Origin of the sequence: Flavonifractor plautii ATCC 29863 (assembly GCF_000239295.1) — a bacterium.
GTDB classification, from domain to species: Bacteria; Bacillota; Clostridia; order Oscillospirales; family Oscillospiraceae; genus Flavonifractor; species Flavonifractor plautii.
Window position 1 is genome coordinate 40,168 of sequence record NZ_JH417680.1, and the last position, 9,010, is coordinate 49,177.

Annotated in this window: 11 protein-coding genes; 8 read left to right on the top strand and 3 right to left on the bottom strand. The window is 62.9% G+C overall.

From position 1 onward, the window contains the following. Positions 1–103 precede the first annotated feature (103 nt). Positions 104–622: a methyltransferase family protein gene (locus HMPREF0372_RS04720; RefSeq protein WP_039996698.1), complete on the top strand. Its 519-nt coding sequence runs from the start codon at positions 104–106 to the stop codon at positions 620–622. A 44-nt stretch (positions 623–666) separates the two neighbouring features. On the opposite strand, the gene lgt is transcribed toward HMPREF0372_RS04720, so the two are convergent. Genes lgt through yfmF form a run of 3 tightly spaced genes read right to left on the bottom strand, consistent with a single transcriptional unit; the run spans position 667 to position 4,293 of the window. Beyond that, the gene (gene lgt, locus HMPREF0372_RS04725) at positions 667–1,737 is read right to left on the bottom strand and encodes a prolipoprotein diacylglyceryl transferase (protein WP_009256809.1); all 1,071 of its coding nucleotides are present in this window, start codon (positions 1,735–1,737) and stop codon (positions 667–669) included. Beyond that, positions 1,737–3,014: an EF-P 5-aminopentanol modification-associated protein YfmH gene (gene yfmH / locus HMPREF0372_RS04730; RefSeq protein ID WP_007489421.1), complete on the bottom strand. Its 1,278-nt coding sequence runs from the start codon at positions 3,012–3,014 to the stop codon at positions 1,737–1,739. Before yfmH ends, lgt begins: the two co-directional genes overlap by 1 nt. A gap of 4 nt (positions 3,015–3,018) precedes the next feature. Beyond that, positions 3,019–4,293: an EF-P 5-aminopentanol modification-associated protein YfmF gene (gene yfmF / locus HMPREF0372_RS04735; protein ID WP_007489422.1), complete on the bottom strand. Its 1,275-nt coding sequence runs from the start codon at positions 4,291–4,293 to the stop codon at positions 3,019–3,021. A gap of 176 nt (positions 4,294–4,469) precedes the next feature. Here yfmF and HMPREF0372_RS04740 point away from each other — a divergent pair, with 176 nt between their 5' ends. From HMPREF0372_RS04740 to trmD, 7 genes are all read left to right on the top strand, one after another. After that, positions 4,470–5,249: a formate/nitrite transporter family protein gene (locus HMPREF0372_RS04740; RefSeq protein WP_007489424.1), complete on the top strand. Its 780-nt coding sequence runs from the start codon at positions 4,470–4,472 to the stop codon at positions 5,247–5,249. A 96-nt stretch (positions 5,250–5,345) separates the two neighbouring features. Continuing rightward, positions 5,346–5,714, top strand: coding sequence for a YlxM family DNA-binding protein (ylxM, locus tag HMPREF0372_RS04745; protein WP_007489425.1), 369 nt, complete (start codon positions 5,346–5,348; stop codon positions 5,712–5,714). Between the two features lie 3 nt (positions 5,715–5,717). Continuing rightward, positions 5,718–7,076 carry a signal recognition particle protein gene (ffh, locus tag HMPREF0372_RS04750; RefSeq protein WP_007489426.1) on the top strand — a complete coding sequence of 453 codons (1,359 nt, stop codon included), beginning with the start codon at positions 5,718–5,720 and terminating at the stop codon, positions 7,074–7,076. A 67-nt stretch (positions 7,077–7,143) separates the two neighbouring features. After that, positions 7,144–7,383, top strand: coding sequence for a 30S ribosomal protein S16 (gene rpsP, locus HMPREF0372_RS04755; protein WP_007489428.1), 240 nt, complete (start codon positions 7,144–7,146; stop codon positions 7,381–7,383). Positions 7,384–7,400: 17 nt separating this feature from the next. Then, positions 7,401–7,631, top strand: coding sequence for a KH domain-containing protein (locus tag HMPREF0372_RS04760; RefSeq protein WP_024724055.1), 231 nt, complete (start codon positions 7,401–7,403; stop codon positions 7,629–7,631). An 83-nt stretch (positions 7,632–7,714) separates the two neighbouring features. Further along, the gene (gene rimM / locus HMPREF0372_RS04765) at positions 7,715–8,215 is read left to right on the top strand and encodes a ribosome maturation factor RimM (protein WP_007489430.1); all 501 of its coding nucleotides are present in this window, start codon (positions 7,715–7,717) and stop codon (positions 8,213–8,215) included. Further along, the gene (gene trmD, locus HMPREF0372_RS04770; RefSeq protein ID WP_007489431.1) at positions 8,208–8,957 is read left to right on the top strand and encodes a tRNA (guanosine(37)-N1)-methyltransferase TrmD; all 750 of its coding nucleotides are present in this window, start codon (positions 8,208–8,210) and stop codon (positions 8,955–8,957) included. The genes rimM and trmD overlap by 8 nt, the downstream gene beginning before the upstream one ends. Positions 8,958–9,010: the final 53 nt, after the last annotated feature.

Genomic DNA, 9,010 nt, shown 5'->3' on the forward strand with positions numbered 1-9,010 from the left:
CAGGAAGGGGCGGGATACCCATGGGTATCCCGCCCTTTCCTCCTCTTCCCCTCCCCGCCGCCCCGTGCTATAATGGGTTATCATGACACAGGGAGGACATATCATGGCGGCCGTTCTGCTGATTCCATTTCTAAGCCTGCGCTTCGGAGTGCTCTCCATGCTGGACAGCAGCGCACTCCGGCGGGCCGCCCACTTCCCCCCGTTCCGCGGGCCCGAAAAGCCTGCCTACTGGCTCTATCAGCTCTCCAGCGCCGCCCTGCTGCTGGGCCCCTTCTTCGCGTCGGTCCATACTGCGCCCGCCCCCCTCTTCTGGAGCGGAGCGGCCCTCTACGCATTCGGCCTGCTCCTTCTCCTGCTCTCCGTCATCGGCTTCGCGGCCCCCTCGGAGAGCGGCGTGCGCCACAAGGGTGTCTACCGCATCTCCCGCAATCCCATGTATGTTTCCTATTTTTTCGTCTTTCTAGGCTGCGTCCTCCTCACGCAGTCGCTACCGCTTCTGGCCGCCCTCCTCGTCTTTCAGCTCACCGCCCACACCGTCATCCGGGCCGAGGAGCGCTGGTGCCGCCAGACCTTCGGCGCGGCCTACGAGCGCTACTGCGGCTCGGTCAGACGCTACCTATAAATAACAGAGGCGGCGGACAGGATGTCCGTCGCCTCTGTTATTTTTTATCTGCCCGCTTTTGGCTGGCGTACCTCGCTGAGATCCTCCCGGGCCTTGAGGGAGGCCACCAACTCCGCAGCCTCCTCAGCCGGGGTTCCCTTAGGCAGTGCATACTCCTCGGTCTTGGCAAACTCCTGCTCCAGGCTCTTCTTCTGGGCCTTGAGCCACTTCTCCGCCGCAGGCACTCCAGCCGGATACACCAGCGCCACCCGGCGGGCCCGCCGCTTCATCTGATTCACCCACAGCTTGGCCGGGTCATGGTTGCGGAAGCCCAGGTTGACCACCAGCAGCACGATGGCGACGGCCGCGGTGACAAATCCGAACAGTTGAGACACCCGGATGGAGGTGCCGAACAGGTACAGGCTGTCGGTGCGCAGGCCCTCGATAAAGCCCCGGCCCACGCCGTACCAGGCAAAATAGCTCAGGAACATCTGGCCGTCAAACTTCCGCCAGCGCCGTGCAATCTGCACCAGAAGGGCAAAGCCCAGTAGATTCCACAGAGACTCATAGAGGAAGGTGGGGTGCACCTCCATGTACTGCCGCACTCCGTCCACATAGGCATAGATGCCCATGCGCCAGGGCAGCTCTGTGGGGCCGCCGTAGGCTTCAATATTGACAAAGTTGCCCCACCGGCCGATCATCTGGCCGATGAGCATACCGAACACCCCCAGGTCTGCAAAGGCCAGAAATCGGATCTGCCGCACCTTGCAGAACACCAGCAGGACGACAACCGCCATGATGACGCCGCCGTAGATGGCAAGGCCCCCGTCCCAGATGCGGACCATGGCTCCAAAGTCCAGGGAACCGTCCTCCCGGCGGTAGAGGTCCAGGTAAAAGAGGATGTAGTACAGCCGCGCCCCTACGATGGACAGGGGCACGGCAAAAAAGAGCATGTCGATGATGTCGTCCTGCTTGATGCCGAAGCGCTTGGCCGCATGGCAGCAGTACAGGACGGCCAGCAGGAATCCGGCGGCAATGATGATGCCATACCAGTACACCGGCCAGCTCCCGATGTGGAAGGCCACCCGGTTCAGGTGGAATTCCAGACCCAGGCCGGGAAAGGAGACGGTTCCCATCATGCCTCCTCCCCCGGCCGGACCACGGCCAGACCGCACCGCTCCGGCGTTACCCAGCGGCGGATGCAGTCCTCCACATCGGCTTTGGAGATACCGTCGAACACCTCGGGGAAGGTCAGGTACTCCACACCGGCAAAGTGGGCCTGGGCCAGTTCGATGCACACGTTTTCAAAGGAGTTGAGGCCCCGCACCTTGGCGCCGTACACCCCCTTTTTCAGCCGGCGGAACAGGCCCTCGTCCACACCCTCCTGGGCGATGCGGGCCCCCTCGGCCAGCACGGCGTCCCGCACCGCACGGGGATCGCAGCTCTCGCCGCCCGCCGCCATCAGGGCACAGCCGGGATAGAGCTCAAAGCCGTAGCCAAAGTTCTTGTTGATGAGGCCCTCGCTGTAGAGCCTGGCATACAGGGGGCTGGAATTGCCCAGCAGCGCCTCGCAGGCCAGCTCGCCCATGAGCTGGCGGCGCAGGTGCTCCTCCCCGGCGGGGGCGGGCTCGGCCTTGAAGCCAAGCTGGAAGATGGGGGTGGACACCTCCATGCGCAGCTCCTTTTCCGGCTTGGCCGCCGCGCCGTCCTCCTCCCCGCCGTAATCCCGCTCAATGTGCCCGCCCGGCTCCTTCGGCAGGATTTCCCGGGCAATGCGCACCACCTCTTCCGGCTCCACGTCCCCCGCCACAGTGAGCACCATGTTGGAGGGGGTGTAGAACGCCTTGTGGCAGGCGTAGAGGGTGTCGGCGGTGATGTGGGAGATGGACTCCTGGGTGCCGGCGATGGGCACCCGGATGGGGTGGTGATCAAACAGGCACTCCATCAGGCCGTAAAACACCTGGTTGTCCGGATCGTCCTCCACCATGCGGATCTCCTGGCCGATGATCCCCTGCTCCTTGTCCACGCTCTCCTGGGTAAACCAGGGAATGGACACGAAGGAGAGGAGAATTTTCAGGTTGTCGCAGAATTTCTCCGTGCTTTCAAAATAGTAGCCGGTGAGGGCCGAGCTGGTGAAAGCGTTGGGGGAAGCCCCGTTGGCCGCCAGATCCTGGAGGGCGTTGCCGTCCTCGGTATCGAACATCTTGTGCTCCAGGAAGTGGGCCACCCCCGCCGGAGTGTCCCGCCACTGGCCATCCAGCCGGAACTTCATATCCATGCCGCCGTAGTTGGTGGCAAAAAAGGCGTAGCTCTTCTGAAACTCGGGCCGCCGGTCCACATAGATGTGCAGGCCGTTGGGCAGCTCCGCGTGATAGATTTTCTCCCCGATGCGGGGGTATTCTTTGCTTACCATGGGCTCACTCCTTGCCTTTCAGGAAATAGACCGTGTCCAGCGTCAGCTTCTGGGCCGCCGCCTGTACCTGCGCCCGGGTGGTGCGCTCCACCCGCTGGGCCAGCTCGTCGGGCGCCTCGGTGAGGCCGGCGGCCGCCTGACCCAGCCAGTAATCCTCCAGACGGCTCTGGGCGTCCAGGGTGGTCATCAGGGTGCTCACCACCGAGCGGCGGGCCCACTCCAGCTCGTCGTCTGTAAAGCCGCCGTCCTTGCAGGCCTGAAGCTGGGCAAGGATCTCGTCCTGCGCCTGGCCCACCTTGGAGAACTCCACGCCGGAGGAGACCAGCATCACGTCCTTGTACTTCATCAGGCCGGAGCTGGCATAGTAGCACAGGGAGAGCCTCTCCCGCACGTTGAGAAAGAGCTTGGAGGTGGTGGTTCCGCCGTAGACCGCATTGAGCAGCATCAGGGCCGGGTAATCCTCGTCCCAGGCGTCAATGCAGGTGCGGAACCCCATGGCCAGCTTGCCCTGGGTCACGTCCAGCGCCTCCTCCACCCGGCGGGGCTGGGCGGGAGCGTTCCCCTTTTCGGGGCGCGCGAGGGGCGCGCGCTCCCCTGCGGGCAGGCCGTCCACGATGGCCTGAACCGCCGCCCGCACCCGCTCCAGGGGGGCGGAACCGCAATAGTAGAACTCTATCGGGGCAGTGCGAAGCACCTGCTGGTAGCAGTCCCACAGCTTTTGGGGTGTGATGGCCGCCGCGGACGCCTCATCCCCCAACTTGTCCACCCCGAAGGGCTCTCCGGCGCACATCTCCGCCACCACACGCACCTGGGCATACTGGCGCTTGTCGTTGACCTGGGCGCGGATACGGGTGACCAGGTTCTCCCGCTCTTGGCGGGTATAGTCGGGGCAGAATACCTCGTCCCGGGTGTACGGGCGGAGCACCAGCTCCCCCAGCAGGGCGGCCGACGGCTCCAGCACGGCGGAACCGTCCAGAGTATAGGCGTCGTCCAAGAAGCTGCCCACAAAGCCCACGCACTGGGTCTCCCCCTTTTTGCGCACCGTAGGCTCCAGGGAACCGCCGTACAGCTCGTCCAGAACGGCGGAGAGGGATTCCATATCCGGGTGCTCCGCGGTGCCCCGGCGGAGCACCATGGGCAGCAGCGCGTGGAGCGCGGCCTGTTCACGGGCCAGGGGCAGCAGGAACTGCATCCCCAGCACGCTGGATTTGAATTTCTGCGTCTGCACCGCCGTCAGATGGACGCCGGGCAGAAGCTGTGTCCGGGTGACCTCAATCACAGCTTTACCATTCCTTTCCTTATGGGAACTGCCAAAGTATCAACATCGGATATTATACAACGTTTTGACGGTTTTGACACTAGGAAAACGAAAAAAGATTGGTGCCGCGGCAGCTTGCTCCCGCCCCCAACCTCCGGTAAAATGAAATTACCTATATTTTATAAGGAGGCCACACCATGACACGAACCGTTGTGGAACAGATCACGCAGGCCGGAGTGCAGAAGCTCCGCTTCTCCGGCACCGCGCCGGGCCGCTACCTGACCCGGGCCGCCCTGGCGGGGGCATTTATCTTTGTGGGCGCCCTGCTCTCCAGCCTCTGCGCCGCCTGGTTCTACGACACCAATCTCCCTCTGGCCAAGCTGCTGGGGGCCCTGGCCTTCTCTGCCGCTCTCACCCTCATTGTCCTGCTGGGTGGTGAGCTGTTCACCGGCTGTATCCTGGTCATGAGCGTATCCCTCTACGACGGCCGGGTCCGCCTGGCCGGAACCCTCCGTGTCTGGGCGCTGGCCTACCTGGGCAATCTCCTGGGCATTCTGGTGCTCTGCCTGCTGCTGGCCGGCTCCGGCTCCAGCGGGGAGCTGTTGGGGGCCTATCTGGCCCTGATCGTCCCGGGCAAGCTGTCCGCCCCCTGGTATCTGCTCCTCCTCCGGGGCGTGCTGTGCAATTTTCTGGTGTGCATCGGCGTGTTCGCCGGCTTCCGCCTCCAGAGCGAGACCGCCAAGGCCCTGGTGATCACCCTGGCCATCACCACCTTCGTCCTCACCGGACTGGAGCACTCCATCGCCAACATGGCCTATTTCGCACTCCATGCCCTGCTGAACGGCGGCGCGGACTGGGCCTCCATGGGCTGGAACCTGCTGTGGGTCACCTTGGGCAACCTGCTGGGCGGCGCGGTTTTGCTGGGCCTCCCCCTCTGGTACGCCGCAGAGCCGGAAAAGACGCAATCTTTCTCTTGACAATCCGGCCAATTTATAGTATCATCACTTCTGTTGTAAAGCTCCGCAGCTTTACCACCTTTACAGAAAACCGGCACACGGGAGGAGGCGGCAGCGATGAAAAACCAGGCATACCGCATGGCCCTGCTCTATGATTTCTACGGCGACATGCTCACCGACCGCCAGAAGGAGTTCTACGACCTCTACTACAATGAGGATCTCTCCCTGGCCGAGATCGCGGAGAACTACGGCATCACCCGCCAGGGCGTCCGGGATGTGATCGTCCGCGCCGAGGCCATCCTCACCGAGCTGGAGGACAAGACGGGCATCATCCGCCGCTTCCACAGAATGCAGGAGCAGTTCGGCCAGATGGAGACGGCGGTGGACGCCATCGCCCAACGCAACGAGGCCCATTGGCAGGACGACGAGCTGGAGTCCCTGTGCGGACAGCTCAAGGGCGTTCTGGCCCAGTTGAAACAGGAGTAACCCATGGCATTTGAAGGACTGACCGAAAAGCTCTCCGCCGCCTTCAAGAAGCTGCGCGGCAAGGGCCGCCTCTCCGAGGCCGACGTGAAGGAGGCCATGAAGGAGATCCGCATGGCCCTGCTGGAGGCCGACGTGAACTTCAAGGTGGTCAAGCAGTTTGTGGCCACCGTCACCGAGCGGGCCATCGGCTCCGACGTGCTGGAGAGCCTGACCCCCGCCCAGATGATTGTCAAAATCGTCAATGAGGAGCTGACCGCCCTGATGGGCGGCGAGAACACCAAGCTGACGATTTCCCCCAAGCCCCCCACGGTGGTGATGCTGGTCGGCCTCAACGGCGCCGGCAAGACCACCAACGGCGCCAAGCTGGCGGGCTTTATGAAGAAGCAGGGCAAGCGGCCCCTCCTGGTGGCCTGCGACACCTTCCGCCCCGCCGCCATCACCCAGTTAGAGGTGGTGGGCCAGCAGGTGGACGTTCCGGTGTTCCAGATGGGCCAGATTGACCCGGTGGACATTGCCAGGGCGGGCATCGAGCACGCCAAGAAGCACGGCAACGATATTGTGTTCATCGACACCGCCGGCCGACTCCACGTGGACGAGGAGCTGATGGAGCAGCTCAAGGTGATGAAGGCCGCCATTGACCCCACCGAAATCCTGCTGATTGTGGACGCCATGATCGGCCAGGATGCGGTGAATGCCGCAAAGACCTTCGACGAGGCGCTGGACATTACCGGCGTCATGCTCACCAAGCTGGACGGCGATGCCCGGGGCGGTGCGGCTCTCTCTATCAAGGCGGTCACCGGCAAGCCCATCAAATTTGTGGGTGTGGGCGAGAAGCTGGACCAGGTGGAGCTCTTCTACCCCGACCGCATGGCCTCCCGTATTCTGGGCATGGGCGACGTGCTCTCCCTCATCGAGAAGGCTCAGCAGACCTTTGACGCCAAGAAGGCCGCCGAGCTGGAGCAGAAGCTCCGCAAGAACAAGTTTACCCTGGCTGATTTTTACGATCAGCTGGTTCAGATCAAGGGCATGGGTTCCCTGTCCGACATCGCCGGGATGCTCCCCGGCATGAACGCCAAGGCACTGGAAGGGGCCAGCGTGGACGAGAACGCCCTGGCCCGCACCGAGGCCATTATCCTGTCCATGACCCCGGCGGAGCGGGAGAACCCCTCCCTGCTGAACAACAGCCGGAAAAAGCGCATCGCCGCCGGCTCCGGCACTCAGGTCGTGGACATCAACCGCCTGCTCAAGCAGTTCGATATGATGCAGCAGATGACCAAGCAGTTCTCCGGCAAGCAGATGAAGCGCATGGGCAAACTTGGAAAAATGGGAAAGCTCGGCAAGCTGCCGGGACTCCCCTTCTGACCGGTTGGTAAGCGCGCTGCGGCGCGTTTCCATAGATGTGCAACAATTACATGGAGGTGAAGATACAATGGTTAAGATCAGACTGCGCCGGATGGGCGCCAAGAAGGCTCCCTTCTACCGCATCGTGGTGGCGGACTCCCGCTATCCCCGCGACGGCCGTTTCATCGAGGAGATCGGCACTTACAATCCTCTGACCCAGCCCGCCGAGATCAAGGTGGACGCGGAGCGCGCCCAGGCTTGGATCAAGACTGGCGCCCAGCCCACTGAGACCGTGAAGGCTCTGCTGAAAAAAGCTGGCGCCATCTAATGGAGGTCACGGCTGGCATGAAGGAATTGCTGACCTATATCGCCCGGAACCTGGTGGATCACCCCGACGCGGTGTCGGTCACCGAGCACAAGGGCGAGAGTGAGACCGTTCTGGAGCTTCGGGTGGCCCCCGAGGACATGGGCAAGGTGATCGGCCGCCAGGGCCGCATCGCCAAGGAGATCCGCACGCTGATGCGCTCCGTGGCCCAGCGCCAGGGCACCAAGGTTTCCGTCGAAATCGTCGACTAAAAAGCGGCGGGGTAGCGAGCCCCGCCGCTTTTTCAATGTAGGGCGCGGCCTCCTGGACGCGCCGCCTGCGGGAGGTATTTCAAATGAAAAATCAGTTTCTGGAGGCCGGACAGATTGTCAACACCCACGGCATTCAGGGGGAGGTCAAAATCGTCCCCTGGTGCGACAGCCCCGAGTTTCTGCTCCAGTTCGATACCCTCTATCTGGACGGAGCGCCCGTAAAGGTGCGCGCCGCTCGGGTACACAAGGGCAATGTCCTCGCCGCGCTGGAGGGCGTCGCCGACGTGAACGCCGCCATGGCCCTCAAGGGCAAGACCGTCTCCATCGACCGTTCCGGCGTGGTGCTGCCTGAGGGGCGGCACTTCATCGCCGATCTGCTCGGCCTGGAGGTTCTGGACGCCGGCAGCGGAGAGAAGCTGGGGGTTGTGGCCGACGTGCTCACCCCGCCCGCCCACGAGGTCTATGTGGTGAAGGGCGAGCATGAATACATGATCCCCGCCGTGGACGAGTTCCTGGCGGAGACCAATGTGGAGGGCGGCTATATCAAGGTTCGTCTGATCGAGGGGATGCGCACCGATGTATAGGATCGATATTATGACCCTCTTTGATCTGACCGTGGGCGATATGATGAACGAGTCCATCCTGGGCCGCGCCCAGGAGCGGGACATCATTCGCATCGAGGCTCACCAGATCCGGGACTACACCCTCAACAAGCAGAAGCAGGTGGACGACTATCCCTACGGCGGCGGCCACGGCGCGGTCATGCAGGCCGACCCCCTATACCAGTGCTGGAAGCACATTGTAGACACCTTCGGCCCGGGACATACCATCTACATGTCCCCCGCCGGCAAAACCTTCGTGGAGGCCGACGCCCGCCGCCTGCGGGACGATTACGACCACCTGATTTTGGTGTGCGGCCACTATGAGGGCATCGACGAGCGGTTCATTGAGGAGTGTGTAGACGAGGAGATCTCCATCGGCGACTTTGTGCTCACCGGCGGCGAGCTGGCCGCCATGGTGGTGGCCGACGCGGTGGCACGGCTGGTACCCGGGGTGCTCTCCGACCCGGAGTGCTTCGAGGAGGAGAGCCACTGGAACGGCCTGCTGGAGTACCCCCAGTACTCCCGCCCCGAGGAGTGGCACGGCCGGAAGGTTCCCCCCATCCTCCGCTCCGGCGACCACAAAAACATCGCCCGGTGGCGGCGCAAGCAGTCCATCCTCCGCACCCGTCAGCGCCGCCCGGATCTCTATGCCAAGCTGGATCTGACCTCCAAAGAGGATCAGAAGCTGCTACGGGAGCTGGAAGAGGAAGCCGCTGAATCGTAACGCAATCATTTGTTTACAGGTTTTGTAGGTTTGTCAAACATATTGGACGGTGA

What these genes read in the sequence shown, in the direction of transcription:
- HMPREF0372_RS04720 (WP_039996698.1), top strand. Translation starts at nt 104, where the DNA reads ATGGCGGCCGTTCTGCTGATTCCATTTCTAAGCCTGCGCTTCGGAGTG.
- lgt (WP_009256809.1), bottom strand. Translation starts at nt 1,737, where the DNA reads ATGGGAACCGTCTCCTTTCCCGGCCTGGGTCTGGAATTCCACCTGAAC.
- yfmH (WP_007489421.1), bottom strand. Translation starts at nt 3,014, where the DNA reads ATGGTAAGCAAAGAATACCCCCGCATCGGGGAGAAAATCTATCACGCG.
- HMPREF0372_RS04740 (WP_007489424.1), top strand. Translation starts at nt 4,470, where the DNA reads ATGACACGAACCGTTGTGGAACAGATCACGCAGGCCGGAGTGCAGAAG.
- ylxM (WP_007489425.1), top strand. Translation starts at nt 5,346, where the DNA reads ATGAAAAACCAGGCATACCGCATGGCCCTGCTCTATGATTTCTACGGC.
- ffh (WP_007489426.1), top strand. Translation starts at nt 5,718, where the DNA reads ATGGCATTTGAAGGACTGACCGAAAAGCTCTCCGCCGCCTTCAAGAAG.
- rpsP (WP_007489428.1), top strand. Translation starts at nt 7,144, where the DNA reads ATGGTTAAGATCAGACTGCGCCGGATGGGCGCCAAGAAGGCTCCCTTC.
- HMPREF0372_RS04760 (WP_024724055.1), top strand. Translation starts at nt 7,401, where the DNA reads ATGAAGGAATTGCTGACCTATATCGCCCGGAACCTGGTGGATCACCCC.
- rimM (WP_007489430.1), top strand. Translation starts at nt 7,715, where the DNA reads ATGAAAAATCAGTTTCTGGAGGCCGGACAGATTGTCAACACCCACGGC.
- trmD (WP_007489431.1), top strand. Translation starts at nt 8,208, where the DNA reads ATGTATAGGATCGATATTATGACCCTCTTTGATCTGACCGTGGGCGAT.